General features: G+C 68.8%; 17 protein-coding genes. 13 read left to right on the top strand and 4 right to left on the bottom strand.

What is annotated here, in order from left to right:
• Nucleotides 1–78: 78 nt before the first annotated feature.
• From pbN1_RS01035 to pbN1_RS01010, 6 genes are all read left to right on the top strand, one after another.
• The gene (locus tag pbN1_RS01035; RefSeq protein WP_169202706.1) at nt 79–1020 is read left to right on the top strand and encodes a DUF3179 domain-containing protein; all 942 of its coding nucleotides are present in this window, start codon (nt 79–81) and stop codon (nt 1018–1020) included.
• A 65-nt stretch (nt 1021–1085) separates the two neighbouring features.
• Nucleotides 1086–1391: a mercury resistance system transport protein MerF gene (merF, locus tag pbN1_RS01030; protein WP_169202738.1), complete on the top strand. Its 306-nt coding sequence runs from the start codon at nt 1086–1088 to the stop codon at nt 1389–1391.
• Nucleotides 1384–2823: a mercury(II) reductase gene (gene merA / locus pbN1_RS01025; protein WP_425305745.1), complete on the top strand. Its 1440-nt coding sequence runs from the start codon at nt 1384–1386 to the stop codon at nt 2821–2823. The genes merF and merA overlap by 8 nt, the downstream gene beginning before the upstream one ends.
• Nucleotides 2824–2943: 120 nt before the next feature.
• Nucleotides 2944–3558, top strand: coding sequence for a carboxymuconolactone decarboxylase family protein (locus pbN1_RS01020; protein ID WP_169202708.1), 615 nt, complete (start codon nt 2944–2946; stop codon nt 3556–3558).
• Nucleotides 3559–3571: 13 nt separating this feature from the next.
• Nucleotides 3572–3745, top strand: coding sequence for a hypothetical protein (locus pbN1_RS01015; RefSeq protein WP_169202709.1), 174 nt, complete (start codon nt 3572–3574; stop codon nt 3743–3745).
• A 94-nt stretch (nt 3746–3839) separates the two neighbouring features.
• Nucleotides 3840–4796, top strand: a complete 957-nt coding sequence (locus tag pbN1_RS01010) for a hypothetical protein (protein WP_169202710.1) — start codon at nt 3840–3842, stop codon at nt 4794–4796.
• Between the two features lie 72 nt (nt 4797–4868).
• Here pbN1_RS01010 and pbN1_RS01005 read toward each other — a convergent pair whose 3' ends face one another.
• Nucleotides 4869–6101 (bottom strand): multiheme c-type cytochrome, encoded by a 1233-nt coding sequence (locus tag pbN1_RS01005; RefSeq protein ID WP_169202711.1) that lies wholly within the window; start codon nt 6099–6101, stop codon nt 4869–4871.
• A 39-nt stretch (nt 6102–6140) separates the two neighbouring features.
• A complete protein-coding gene (locus pbN1_RS01000; protein ID WP_169202712.1) occupies nt 6141–6422 on the bottom strand; it encodes a hypothetical protein in 282 nt (93 codons plus the stop codon).
• Nucleotides 6423–6529: 107 nt separating this feature from the next.
• Here pbN1_RS01000 and pbN1_RS00995 point away from each other — a divergent pair, with 107 nt between their 5' ends.
• Nucleotides 6530–6787 carry an NHL repeat-containing protein gene (locus pbN1_RS00995; protein ID WP_169202739.1) on the top strand — a complete coding sequence of 86 codons (258 nt, stop codon included), beginning with the start codon at nt 6530–6532 and terminating at the stop codon, nt 6785–6787.
• Between the two features lie 124 nt (nt 6788–6911).
• Here the strand turns inward: pbN1_RS00995 and pbN1_RS00990 are convergent, their stop codons facing one another.
• Nucleotides 6912–7298, bottom strand: a complete 387-nt coding sequence (locus pbN1_RS00990) for a type II toxin-antitoxin system death-on-curing family toxin (protein ID WP_169202713.1) — start codon at nt 7296–7298, stop codon at nt 6912–6914.
• Between the two features lie 13 nt (nt 7299–7311).
• The gene (locus tag pbN1_RS00985) at nt 7312–7536 is read right to left on the bottom strand and encodes an AbrB/MazE/SpoVT family DNA-binding domain-containing protein (protein WP_169202714.1); all 225 of its coding nucleotides are present in this window, start codon (nt 7534–7536) and stop codon (nt 7312–7314) included.
• Nucleotides 7537–7740: 204 nt separating this feature from the next.
• On the opposite strand from pbN1_RS00985, the gene arsS reads away from it, so the two are divergent.
• From arsS to pbN1_RS00955, 6 genes are all read left to right on the top strand, one after another.
• Nucleotides 7741–8739: an arsenosugar biosynthesis radical SAM (seleno)protein ArsS gene (gene arsS / locus pbN1_RS00980; RefSeq protein WP_169202715.1), complete on the top strand. Its 999-nt coding sequence runs from the start codon at nt 7741–7743 to the stop codon at nt 8737–8739.
• A 61-nt stretch (nt 8740–8800) separates the two neighbouring features.
• The gene (locus pbN1_RS00975; RefSeq protein ID WP_169202716.1) at nt 8801–9847 is read left to right on the top strand and encodes a methyltransferase domain-containing protein; all 1047 of its coding nucleotides are present in this window, start codon (nt 8801–8803) and stop codon (nt 9845–9847) included.
• Nucleotides 9848–9858: 11 nt separating this feature from the next.
• The gene (locus tag pbN1_RS00970; protein ID WP_169202717.1) at nt 9859–10686 is read left to right on the top strand and encodes a phosphate ABC transporter substrate-binding protein; all 828 of its coding nucleotides are present in this window, start codon (nt 9859–9861) and stop codon (nt 10684–10686) included.
• Nucleotides 10646–11527 carry a PstC family ABC transporter permease gene (locus pbN1_RS00965; RefSeq protein ID WP_210147624.1) on the top strand — a complete coding sequence of 294 codons (882 nt, stop codon included), beginning with the start codon at nt 10646–10648 and terminating at the stop codon, nt 11525–11527. The genes pbN1_RS00970 and pbN1_RS00965 overlap by 41 nt, the downstream gene beginning before the upstream one ends.
• The gene (pstA, locus tag pbN1_RS00960; RefSeq protein ID WP_169202718.1) at nt 11517–12371 is read left to right on the top strand and encodes a phosphate ABC transporter permease PstA; all 855 of its coding nucleotides are present in this window, start codon (nt 11517–11519) and stop codon (nt 12369–12371) included. Before pbN1_RS00965 ends, pstA begins: the two co-directional genes overlap by 11 nt.
• A complete protein-coding gene (locus pbN1_RS00955; protein WP_169202719.1) occupies nt 12368–13153 on the top strand; it encodes a phosphate ABC transporter ATP-binding protein in 786 nt (261 codons plus the stop codon). Before pstA ends, pbN1_RS00955 begins: the two co-directional genes overlap by 4 nt.
• Nucleotides 13154–13272: the final 119 nt, after the last annotated feature.

Raw genomic sequence — 13272 nt, 5'->3', positions numbered from 1 at the left:
GCCGATCCGATGTAAGGACAGCTGCGCCACAACGACTAATCAGGAGGATGGGGATCGGATGAATGGACGGAGGCAGCGATGAAGCACGCGCATTTCCGGCATCTTGCCGTCGCGCTGATCACCCTCGCGGTGTCGGCGTCGGGATGGGCGATCGAACGCAACGGTTTCCGCCTCGACGGTGCTGCCGTCCCGGTCGACGAGATTCTTCCGGGCGGCCCGCCGCGCAACGGCATCCCGGCGATCGACCGCCCGCGCTTCGTGCCTGCGGCGCGTGCCGGCCACGTCAAGCCCGAAGACCGCGTGCTCGGCGTCGTGCGCGGGAAGACTGCGCGCGCCTATCCGATCGCGATCCTGAACTGGCACGAGGTCGTCAACGACCGCTTCGGCGACGAGGCGATCGTCGTCACCTTCTGCCCGCTGTGCGGCACCGGCATGGCCTTCGCGGCACGCGTCGCCGGGCGTGATCTCTCGTTCGGCGTCTCGGGCCTGCTCTACAACAGCGATGTGCTGCTCTACGACCGGCAGACCGAGTCGCTGTGGTCGCAGATCATGGCGCAGGCGGTCACCGGGCCGATGCGCGGGCAGCGCCTGACCTTCCTGCCGACCGCGCACACGACCTGGGCCGAGTGGCGCGCGCGCCATCCGGCGACCGAAGTCCTGTCCGAGGAAACCGGCTACGGCCGCGACTATGCGCGCGACCCCTACGCCGGCTACCGCGACAGCCCCGACCTGATATTTCCCGTCGCGACGCAGGACAAGCGCCTGCATCCGAAGGAACAGGTGATCGGCCTCGCGCTCGGCGGCGAGCACAAGGCCTACCCGTTCTCGGCCCTGGCGCGGGTCGGGCGGCGTGCCGTCGAGGACCGCGTCGGCGGCCAGGCGATCCGCGTCGAGTTCGATCCCGAGGCACGTACCGGGCGGGTGCTCGACGCCGACGGGCGCGAGCTGCCCAGCGTGATCGCGTTCTGGTTCGCCTGGCTCGCTTTTCATCCGCAGACCGCGCTCTACGAGGGCAAATGAGGAGCGCGCCGCAGCCCTTTCCGAACCGCTTGACACCGTAGTCGACTACGGAAGTAAGCTTGGTCATGCACGAAGATCGTCAGGAACGGAAGGAGTTTGAGGCCGTGAAAACCCGCAACTTGCTGCGAACCGGCATCACCGGCTCGGTAGTCGCCGCGGTGTGCTGCGCGACGCCGGTTCTCGTGATCCTCCTTGGGGCCGTCGGACTCTCTGCATGGGTCGGCTGGCTCGATTACGTGCTGATACCGGCGCTCATTGCGTTCGTCGGTCTCACGATCTATGCACTGCGGCGGCAGCGGAGGGAGCGCGCCTTTTGCGAGCCTGAAACCGAACCCGGGCCGGACTGGAAAAAGGGAGCTTCAAATGAGTGACTGGCCCGCAGCGTGTGCCCAGCAAACGACCGACGGCCCGCAGCGCATCGCGATAATCGGCAGCGGCGGTGCCGCGACGGCGGCGGCACTGAAGGCTGCCGAGCGCGGCGCGGCCGTGACGCTCATCGAATGCGGAGTGATCGGCGGCACCTGCGTCAATGTCGGCTGCATTCCTTCGAAGATCCTGATCCGTGCGGCCCACATTGCCCACCTGCGGCGGGAGAGTCCGTTCGACGCGGGCATCGCGGCGGCCGCGCCGGCGATCCGACGCGAGCGTCTTCTCGCGCAACAGCAGGCGCGTGTCGATGCGCTGCGTCGCGCGAAGTACGAAGACCTTCTCGGCAATCATCCGGCCATCACGCTGCTGCGCGGCGAGGCCGCCTTCGATGGGCCTCGCCGCCTCGCCGTGCGCCTCGCGGACGGGGCCGAGCGCACCGTCGCGTTCGACCGCTGCCTCGTCGCGACCGGTGCGCGGCCGGAGTTGCCGCCGATCGCGGGCCTCAAGGACACCCCGTTCTGGACCTCGGACGAGGCGCTCGCGGGCCGTGAACTTCCCGGACGGCTGGCCGTGATCGGCTCGTCCGTCGTCGCGGTCGAACTGGCGCAGGCCTTCGCGCGACTGGGCTGCAAGGTGACGATCCTCGCACGCCACACCCTGTTTCACCGCGAGGATCCCGCGATCGGCGAGGCCATCACCAGGGCCTTCCGCGCCGAAGGCATCGAGGTGCTCGAGCATACCGAGGCGAGCCATGTCGCCCATGGCGCGGGCGGGTTTGTCCTGACGACGGGGCAGGGCACGCTGCAGGCGGACAAGCTGCTCGTCGCGACCGGGCGCGCGCCGAACACCGCGGCCTTGAATCTCGAGGCCGCCGAGGTCGCCGTCGACGCGCGCGGCGCGATCGTCGTCGACCGGTCGATGCGCACGACCTCGCCTTACGTCTTCGCGGCCGGCGACTGCACCGACCAACCGCAATTCGTCTATGTTGCGGCTGCCGCCGGCACGCGCGCGGCGATCAACATGACGGGCGGCAAGGCGGCGCTCGACTTGAGCACCATGCCGGCGGTAGTGTTCACGGACCCTCAGGTCGCGACGGTGGGGCTCACCGAGGCCGCCGCGCGCGAATGCGGCATCGAGTCCGAGAGCCGCGTGCTCGCCCTTGATCAGGTGCCGCGCGCGCTGGTCAACTTCGATACCCGGGGCTTCATCAAGCTCGTCGCCGACGCCGAATCGGGCTGCCTGATCGGCGTCCAGGCCGTCGCGCCCGAGGCGGGCGAGCTGATCCAGAGCGCGGCGCTGGCGATCCGCCACCGGATGACGGTCGAGGATCTTGCCGACCAGCTGTTTCCTTACCTGACGATGGTCGAGGGCCTGAAGCTCGCGGCGCAGGCATTCACGAAGGACGTCGCGGAGCTCTCGTGCTGTGCCGGATAGGTATCGCGTGACTCCGCGCAACGTGGCAAAGGAGATGACGGCGTGGATATCGTCCGCGCCGACGCCCCGATGGCCGTCCGACCCGACCAATATGCTTTTCGAACCCACTGTGACCCGACAATGAAACCCAGCTCCCGCATCCCGACCGACCCCCGGCACCGCTTTCCCTGGTACGCGCGCCTGGTGTTCGCCAACCAGCGCCGCCGCTACGGGCGCGAGCTCGAGCCGGCGCGCCTGTGGGCGCGCACGCCGAAGGTCTTTGCCGCGCTGTCGCTGCTCTACGGGGCGCTCGACCGCCGGCGCTCGCCGATCGAGCCCGCGCTGCGCTCGCTCCTCACGGTGCGGGTGTCGCAGATCAACTGGTGCGCCTTCTGTGTGGATATCAATTCGGCGACCGGCCTCAAGCGCGGCGTGAGCGAAGAGCAGCTTGCCGCGCTCGCGAACTTCGAGCAATCGCCCCTTTTCGATACCCGCCAGAAGGCGGCGCTTGCCTATGCCGAGGCGATGACGCGCAGCGACGCCGGCGTCGACGACGCGCTCATGGCGCGGCTGAGATCCCATTTCAGCGATGACGAAATCATCGAGCTGACGGCGCTCGTCGCCTTCCAGAACATGTCGAGCAAGTTCAACGCGGCGCTCGCCGTCGCGCCTCAGGGCTTTTGCCGAACCGGGACGCGGTCCGGCGAGGCCGAGTCGAAAAGCCCGCCCGATCCGGCGTCGACGCATGCGGGCTAGGTGCTTGACCGCAATGGCCGTCCTCGTCGCCGTCGGCGGCGCGATGATCGCCACAGCGGGCGAACCGTGGCTGCCGGCGGTGGCGGAGATTCCCGCCGGCGCCTTCGTCGCCGACACCCGTCATCGCGATCCTGACATGGACCGGACGACCTGGGCCTCCTACAGCTTCGTCCACTGGTCACGATGAAACGCGCGGACCGCCCGATGCGTCGATCCGCCGGGCGGCGTACGATTTCGCGACGAATGCGGCTTCGGGCCGATCATCGAACGAGGGAGCAGCCTTGAGCACCTTGCCGCCACAGCCTCTGCCGCACCGGCTCCCGCTCGCGCGCCAGCATCCGCGCCTCTTCCGGCTGTGGGTCGGAGCGATGATCGCGGCCTGGGCGGTGGTCTTCGCCGTCGTCTTGCGCCTGATCAATACGGTCGATTTCGGGCCCGTCGGGCTGCCCGCAACGGTGGCGACCCGCTTCGCGGTGGAGACCGTGGTGTTTACCGCCCTCGCGTACGCTGCCATCCGCAGCCTGCCGCTGGGCCGCAAGCCCGGCCTGCGCGCGACCACTGCGCTGGGGTTGTGGGTCGCCCTCGTCGTGCTGAGCGATTGTCTCTCGCGCCTCGAGTACGGCGTGCTTGAGACGATGCTGGCCACGCTGCGCGAGGCGATGGGGCCGGTCGCGATCGTCCTCGCGATGCTCGCCTACATGTTGGCGCTGGCGCTGCCCTTCGTGCCCGGCGTCGAGATCGGCCTGATGATCATCATGTTGTTCGGCGCTCCCGGGGCGATGGCGGTCTACGCGGCCACGATCGCGGGGCTGGGCCTCGCGTTCGCCGCGGGCCGCCTGATCCCGGCGCGCATCTTCGTGCGCCTCCTGCAACGCGTCGGAGTCGCCGTCCCCGACGAGCCGCTCGACGCGGCGGTGCGTCGCTTGGTGGCCGGCGGGAGCGCGGGCGCGGGGCGATGGGTGAGGGTGGTCGCGCGGCTCCTCGCCTATCGCTACCTGACCCTTGCGGTCGCCTTCAACCTGCCGGGCAATTCGGTGCTCGGCGGCGGCGGGGGCATCGCTCTGCTGTGCGGTGCGAGCCGGCAGTTCGCGTGGCACTGGTTCGTGCTGACGGTGGTGGTCGCGACCGCGCCGGTGCCGCTGCTCGTGGTCGCCGGCGGGCTCGACGTCCGTGACCTTGTACACCTGCACGACTTCGTACAGGACATGATCGGAAGACTCGTCGCCGCGTGGTGGTGAGGGCAGACCGGACTTGCGAGATCGCGTGCTCGGCGCGACCGTCGGCGGAGGATCGGCGCGTCGGCGACACCCCTAGCGTCGCGAGGACGCGGCGGCGCTCAGATCCTGCTGCGACTCGTACAGCACATAGCCCGAGCGTTCGGCCTGCCGCAGGGCCTCGCCGATGGCCGCGCGCCCCTTGGTGAAGCCCGTGTCCCGCAGCGTCGCGCGGTAGAACTCGGCGTAGAAGGCGTCGGGCTCGACCCGGATGCGCGCGACGAGGGCGGCCGCTCTGGCCGCACGCGGGCGGTCGTAGCCGTAGCGACGCGCCTCGTCGGGCAGGATGCGGGTGTCGGAGCGCTCCTCGGAAAGGTCCAGGCTCACGTCGCGGGCGATAAGGTGGCGCTCGACCGTCTCGGGGAGCAGGGCGCCGTCGCGGCCGGCCTGGCCGATCTCGACGATGACCTGCGGCGTGACGTAGGTCGGGAAGGCATGGCCGACGCCGCGGCTGGTAATAGTGAGTTCGGCCGTTACCCGGCCCGCGGCGGTCGAAGGCGCCGGGAATTCGATCGCGAGCCCCGCCCTCACCATTTCCGGATCATGGATGCCGCGCCACAGATGGCGCCGGTCGGGCATGTGGCAGGACTGGCAGGTTTGGTTGTCGCGGCCGTAGCGGCTCGTCCGCCACTCCTCATACGTGTTCTCGAGCAGCTTGCCGTTGAGGCTGTAGCCGTCGGGCTCGAACTGGTGGCAGGCGGCGCAGAAGCGCGAGTCTGCGAAGGCCGCGGCGACCTGCCAGCCGTCGTGGGGCATTTTGTCCCCGGTCGCCGGCCCGCTGCCGTCGCGGCGCGCTGGCCCGAAGCGGCCGTGCTCGCGCACGTGGCAGCCGGCGCAGGTGAGGCCGTGAGTGAAGGCGGCGCCGTCGGGGCGCGCGGGTGCGGCCCCGGATGCCGCCAACGTTTGCTGCAGGTCGGCTTCCTGCTCGGCGAGCGGCGCATGACAACGCAGGCACGCCTGATGGTCGTCGACGGCGTCGGCGTCCATCTCCTGCAACTGGCCCACCAGCCCCGGGCCCATCGCCTTGCTGTGCAGTGTCGTCTGCCAGTCCTCGAACTGGGGTGTGTGGCATTGTCCGCACGCGGCGGGGTCGAGGGAGGCCTCCAGCGGACTGAAAGCCGCGGGCGCCGCACCCTGGGGCGCGAGCGGACGCTGCCAGTGCCGTTCGAGAAACGACTGATTATCGACCGGTGGAGCCGCCGCAGGCGAGGGTGGCGAGCGCGGATCGGGGCCGCAGGCGGCGAGTGTGAGCGTCAGTCCCAGAACCACCCACCCGATGACCCCGTGGCCGATCACCATGGCCGATTATTACTTGGCCGCGCAGGGGTTGGCGGCCTTCGCCGCGCACGGATTCTTCGCCGCGCAAGGGTTCTTGGCCTCGCACGGATTGGCGGCCTTCTTCTTCGCGGCGCAGGGATTCTTCGCGGCGCAGGGGTTCTTGGCCGCGCACGGGTTCATCGTCTTCGCCGCGCACGGGTTGGCCGCACAAGGGTTCGCCGCGCCGCCGGCGGCAGCCACCGGCAGTGCCAGTGCGGCGGAGACAAGGGCAACCAGCCCGAGGGATACGGTCTTGCGGGATAGTGTTTTCATCGGAGCTCCTTTATGTCGAGTGAATTGAAGTGAGGGCCTTGCCACGGGGCTCACGTCATATTGCCCTCGCTGCTTAGTCGGAGCACGACGCTGAATCCTTACAACGAATTGCACCGCCGGCATTCGCGACCGTCACCGGAGTCGCCGTCAGCCGGGCCGGGCAGGTGTTCGTCGCGGACTTCTACAATCACCGCATCCAGAAATTCGCTGCCGACGGCGACTTTCTCACGGCCTTCGGCGAGAAGGGAAACGGCGACGGCGAGTTCGAACACCCGATCGCTATCGCGGTCGCCGACGACGGCAGCGTCTTCGCGGCCGGCTTCGGCAATGACCGGGTGACGCGGTGGCGACCGCGCGCCCCGTGAGTGCGCGTGCATGGAGGAAGGCGGACGGGCGCAACCCGCGGTGCCGAGATCGAAGCGGAGCGCCGCGAAATTCCGACAAGCCGGGGCAAGTCTTCCTCGGGGCCGGGCTGATATCGTCGAGGAGTCAGCGCGAGCCGGTATGGCGCCGCAGCCACTCGGCGAAGGCCGCTTCATCGAGTTCGCCGGAGGCGACCGCGAGCATGGCGACGGTCGCCTCGGCCTGCGTCGCGCGCAGGCGATAACCGTTCAGATACAGGAACAGGCCGACACAGAGGAAGGCCGCGCGCTTGTTGCCATCGACAAACGGATGATTCTTCGCCACGCCCACGCCGTACGACGCGGCCAATGCCGCGAAGTTGGGTTCGCCGTAGGCGGTGAGGTTGAGCGGGCGGGCCAGCGCGGAATCGAGCAAGCCCTCGTCACGCATCCCGGAAGCCCCGCCGTGCTCGGCGAGACTTTCATCGTGCAGCAGGATCAGCGCGCGTTTGTCGATCCAGCGCCAGCGAGCCATCGCGCACACGCGCTCACTTGGCCAGTTCGTGGAAGGTGTCGCGGAATTCGCGCATGAACTCGCGGCCTGCGTCCAGTTGCTCGGCAAGGGTCGGATCGTAGGGCGTGATCGTGTAGCCGTCGGGGCTTTCGGTGACGAAAACGGTGTCGCCCTTTTCGAGCTTGAGCCGCGCGAGCATTTCCTTCGGTAGCACGAGCCCCACCGAATTGCCGATCTGGGTCAGTTTGAGCACATGCATGGCGAACCTCGCGAGCCGTTATAACACTTGTAATAATAGGCGCGAATACCGCGTTCCGCATCCTCGCTGCCGCGCCGGTACAGGTCGATGAAACCGTTGTTGGCTCGGCCAGGCCCGCGAAGAGCCCCGAATTTGTGTAAGGATCTCGCGGCTCGTCCGACTATTGGATAACGACGAAGAAAACTGCACTCAAGGAACCTCTCGATGCATCCCACCTTTCCACTGCTCGCCGTCACCGACTTTCCCCGGATTCGCCGCGGAACGGTCGAGACGCTGCAGGTGAATCTCGGCTACCGCTGCAACCAGAGCTGCGTGCATTGCCACGTCAATGCGGGGCCGGCGCGCCGCGAGGAAATGGCCGCCGATACCGCGAATGCGGTGATCGACTTCATCGACGCAAGCCCGACGATCTCGACGCTGGACCTCACGGGCGGCGCCCCGGAGATGAACGCGAACTTCCGCCGCCTGGTGGGCGCGGCGCGCGCGCGCGGCCTGCACGTGCTGGACCGCTGCAACCTGACGATCCTCGAGGAACCCGGATACGAGGACCTGGCACGCTTCCTCGCCGAACAGGGGGTGGATGTCGTCGCCTCGTTGCCGTGCTATCTCGAGGACAACGTCGACAAGCAGCGCGGCAAGGGCGTGTTCGGGGCGAGCATCCGCGGCCTGCAGCGACTCAACGCGCTCGGATACGGTGAGGAGGGCAGCGGGCTCACCCTGAACCTGGTCTACAACCCGCAGGGGCCGATGCTGCCGCCGCCCCAGGAAGCGCTCGAACAGGCCTACCGGCAACATCTCGGCGCGGAGTTCGGCATTCGCTTCAACCGGCTCTTCACGCTCGCGAACATGCCGATCAAGCGCTTCGGCAGCACCCTCGTGTCGACGGGCCAGTTCGACGACTACATGAAGACGCTTCGCGCTGCGCATCGTCCGGACAATCTCGCGGCGGTGATGTGCCGCAGCCTCGTGAGCGTCGACTGGCAGGGCTACCTCTACGACTGCGACTTCAACCAGCAGCTCGACATGCCGATCGGCGACGGCGCCCATCCGCGCCTGCACATTCGCGACGCGTCCGCCGAGACGCTCGCGGGCCGCGCGATCCGCGTCGCCGACCACTGTTACGGCTGCACGGCGGGGCAGGGGTCGAGCTGCGGTGGAGCGCTGGCCGAGGCGCGCGCCGAAGCGCCCGGCTGCGCCGCGTGACGGTCGGCCGCGACGAATCAAGCCAAGCAAACTCAACCGATCAATACGGGGAGAGCATTACATGCATGAAGTGGTGAAGGACTACTACGGCAATCAGCTGCAGACGAGCGACGACCTGCGCACCACGGCCTGCTGCGACGCAAGCCAGATGCCCGCGTGGCTCAAGCCGCTGCTGGCGAAAGTGCATGCCGAGGTGCTGTCGCGCTATTACGGCTGCGGCCTCGTGTGCCCGCCGCTGCTCGAAGGCTGCCGCGTGCTCGACCTCGGCAGCGGCTCGGGGCGCGACGCGTATGTGCTGTCGCAACTCGTCGGCGAGCGGGGACAGGTCGTCGGCGTCGACATGACCGAGGAGCAGCTCGAGGTCGCCCGCCGCCACCAGGCCTGGCATCGCGAGGTTTTCGGCTTCGCACGCGACAACGTCGAGTTCCGCCTCGGCTACATCGAGCACCTGGACGAGCTGGGTCTCGCGGACGCGAGCTTCGACGTCGTCGTGTCGAACTGCGTCGTCAATCTTTCACCGGACAAGGACGCGGTGCTGCACGAGGTCTTCCGCTTGCTGAAGCCCGGCGGCGAGTTCTACTTCTCCGACATCTACGCGGACCGGCGTGTGCCGGCGCAGGTGCGCAACGATCCGCTGCTCTACGGCGAATGCCTCGGCGGCGCATTGTACTGGGCGGACTTCCTGGCGCTGGCGAAGCGTCATGGTTTCGCCGATCCGCGCCTCGTCGAGGACCGCCCAATTGCGATCACGGACCCGGCGCTGGCCGAACGCGCAGCGGGCATCGGCTTCCACTCGGCGACCTACCGGCTCTTCAAGCTCGACGGCCTCGAGCCGCAATGTGAGGACTACGGCCAGGCGGTGATCTACCGCGGCAGCGTGCCGGCGATGGCGCAGCGTTTCCGGCTCGACAAGCACCACGACATCGAGGCGGATCGCGTCTTTCCGGTGTGCGGCAACACCTGGCGCATGCTGCAGGAGACGCGCTTTCGAGAGCATTTCGAATTCATCGGCAGCTTCGATCAGCACTATGGCCTGTTCGAGGGCTGCGGCAGTGCGATGCCCTTCGACCGCGACACGCAGCCGGGCGCGGCCGGCGCGTGCTGCTGAGGCGCCGGGCCATGATGCGTACGTGGCAATTCGTCATTGCCGCGCTGTCGCTGCTTGGCGTGCTGTTCGCCACGGGGTGCTCGCGCGGGGCGGGCGAGCATCTGGTCGTGACCGGATCGAGCACCATCGCGCCGCTCACGTCGGTGCTCGCCCAGCGCTTCGAGGCCAGCCATCCGGGCGTCAAGATCGACGTGCAGGCCGGCGGCTCCTCGCGGGGCATCGCCGACGTGCGCCAGGGCCTCGCGGACATCGGCATGGTGTCGCGCGCGCCGAAGGCGGACGAAGGCGATCTCGCCGCCGACACGATCGCGCATGACGGCATCGCGATGATCGTGCATCGCGACAATCCGGTCGCGGCGCTCACGCGCGAGCAGATCGTCGCGATCTACACGGGGCGGGTGCGCAGCTGGCACGCGGTAGGCGGCGCCGACGCGCCGATCACGGTGGTGAACAAGGCCGAGGGGCGGTCGACGCTCGAATTGTTCCTCGACCATTTCAAGCTCGACGCCGGTGCGATCCGCGCGGACGTCGTGATCGGCGACAACCAGCAGGGCATCAAGACCGTGGCGGGCAACCCGCAGGCGATCGGCTACGTGTCGATCGGCACGGCCGAATACGAGGCGAGCCGCGGTACGCCGATCCGCGTGCTGCCGCTCGACGGCGTGGAGGCTTCGACCGCCAACGTCGCGGCCGGACGCTTCCCGCTGTCTCGTCCGCTGAACCTCGTCCATCGCGGCGAACTCAGTGGCATCGCGCGAGAATTCGTCGCGTTCGCGCGCTCCGCCGAGGTGCACGATCTTGTCACCGGCCAGTATTTCGTTCCCGTCGCTGGCCGCTGACCGGACGCTGTATCGCGCGCTCGCGCTGAGCGCCGGCGTCGTTGCGACCATCCTCGCGCTGATCCTCGTCTATCTGACGGCGGCCAGTGCATCGCTGCTGTTTGCCGATGCCGGTCTGTGGCAGCTCCGGTGGCTTCCGTCGGCAGGTGCCTACGGCCTGCTGGCGATGCTCGTCGGTTCGGTGGCGGTGAGTGCGCTGGCGCTCCTGATCGCGGTGCCGCCGGGGATCGTGCTCGCGGTGTGGGGGCGCTTCTTTGCGCCGCGTGCTGTCGGCGCGTTCTACCGTGGGATGATGGGCCTGCTCGCGAGCGTGCCCTCGGTGGTGTACGGTTTCTGGGGGCTGGTCGCGCTGGTGCCATGGCTCAACCGCTGGGCGCCGCCCGGCGCGAGCCTCCTGGCCGGGGCACTGATTCTCGCGCTGATGATCCTGCCGATCCTCGTGCTGCAGGCCGACCTCGCGCTCGAGGAGGCGCGCCGCCGGCACCTCGCCGCGGCGATGGCGCTCGGCGCATCGGTGAGCGGCACCGTGCGCCGGATTCTGTTGCCGGCGGCCGCGCCGCAGCTGCTGCCGGCGGTGCTGCTGCAGCTCGGGCGGGCGCTCGGCGAGACGATGGCGGTGCTGATGGTCGCCGGCAATGTCGTGCAATTGCCCGATTCGCTCACGACGCCGATCCGCACCCTCACCGCGAATATCGCACTGGAGATGGCCTACGCGACCGGGGCGCACCAGACCGCCCTGTTCGCGAGCGGCTGGCTGCTGCTGGTGCTCGTCACCGCGCTGATGCTCGCCGCGCGTCATCTCGCGCACCACGTTTCGCCGGAGGGGCGTGATGCGACCTGAGTCCGGTGACCACGTACGGCGGGCCGACCGCTTCCATGCGCGCTGGATGGGAGCGGTGGCCGTCGCAACCATGCTCGTGCCGGGACTCTTGCTGGGGGAGCTGCTCGTCGACGGGCTGCCGGGGTTGTCGCTCGACTTCCTGCTCGATGCGCCGACGGACGCCGGTCGGGCAGGGGGCATCGGCTCGGTCTTCGTGTCGACGCTGTGGGTGCTGGCGGTGTGCCTCGGTGTCGCGCTGCCGCTCGGGCTCGGCTGCGCGCTGTTCCTCGTCGAGCAGGTGCGCCCCGGCAGCCGCATCGGGCAGAGTCTCGACCTCGTTCTGGACGTGCTGGGTGGCGTGCCGTCGATCGTCTTCGGGCTCTTCGGCAACCGGTTCTTCGCGGTCGAACTGGGGCTGGGCTTCTCGATCCTGTCCGGGGGGCTGACACTCGCCTGCATGGTGCTGCCGCTCTTCATCCGCGCCGCCGAGCAGGCCCTGCGCCAATGCCCGATCGGCTATCGCCGCGCGGCCGCCGCGCTCGCCGTGTCGCGCTGGGGCTTCGTGCGCCGCATCCTGCTGCCGGTGGCCGCTCCCGGCATCGCGCTCGGCATCGTGCTCGCGTCGGGCCGGGCGCTCGCGGAAACGGCCGTCCTGCTGTTTACCGCGGGCTACGTCACGCGCTGGCCCGAAAGCTGGCTCGACTCGGGTCGCACGCTGGCCGTGCATATCTATGACTTGGCGATGAACGTATCGGGCGGCGGTGCCAACGCGGCGGCGTCCGCGCTGGTGCTGCTCGCGCTGGGGCTCGTGATTCAGGGCCTCGCCGCTGCGCTCGGCCGGCTTTCCGCAGGAGTGTCACGATGACCGAAGATCGCGTCTTGCCGCCGACGCTGGAACTGGATGACGTCTCCATCCGCTATGGTCGCCATTGGGCGGTGCGCCATGCGAGCCTGCGCGTTGCCTCCGGGGAGCTGATGGCCTTGGTCGGGCCGAGCGGCTGCGGCAAGAGCAGTCTGCTCGCGGCGATCAACCGCATGACCGACTTGCTGTCGGAGTGCACGATCACCGGCGACATCCGCGTCGGCGGCGACTCGGTGCTGGACGCACAGGTTTCCCTGCCGCAGCTGCGCCGCCGGGTCGGCATGGTGTTCCAGCAGCCCAACCCATTCCCGCTGTCGATCGCGGACAACCTGCATTTTCCGCTGCGCGAGCACGGCATCGCACGGCGGGAGCGGCGCGAGCAGATGGTCGAACGCGCGCTGCGCGACGTCGGCCTGTGGACAGAGGTCGCCGGGCGTCTCGACCGTTCCGCGCTGACGCTCTCGGGCGGTCAGCAGCAGCGGCTGTGCATCGCTCGCGCGCTCATCCTTGCCCCCGACGTGCTGCTCCTCGACGAGCCGTGCAGCGCGCTGGATCCGATCGCGACCGCGTCGGTCGAAGCGCTGATCCGCGAGCTCAAGGGCCGGTTCACGATGCTGATGGTCACCCACAACCTCGCCCAGGCAAGGCGCCTGGCCGATTCGGTGTCGGTCTGCTGGGTCGAGGACGGCTGCGGTTGCGTCGTCGAGAGCGGGGGAACCGAACACATCTTCACGACGCCGTCGCACCCGGTCACGCGCGCTTATTGCCAAGGGCTGGCCGGATAGCGCCCGCCGCCTCCGACGGCCAGACCCAAACCCTGCCGCGGATGATTCGTCGAGAGCATTGGGCCGCTCCGGCTATCGCCTGTCCTGCGAACTCCGGCCTGTCGCAGCGCTGCGGGCTG

Source organism: Aromatoleum bremense (assembly GCF_017894365.1).
GTDB lineage: Bacteria > Pseudomonadota > Gammaproteobacteria > Burkholderiales > Rhodocyclaceae > Aromatoleum > Aromatoleum bremense.
Note: the sequence above shows the minus strand (reverse complement) of the source record. Positions and strands in the feature narration are given on the sequence as shown.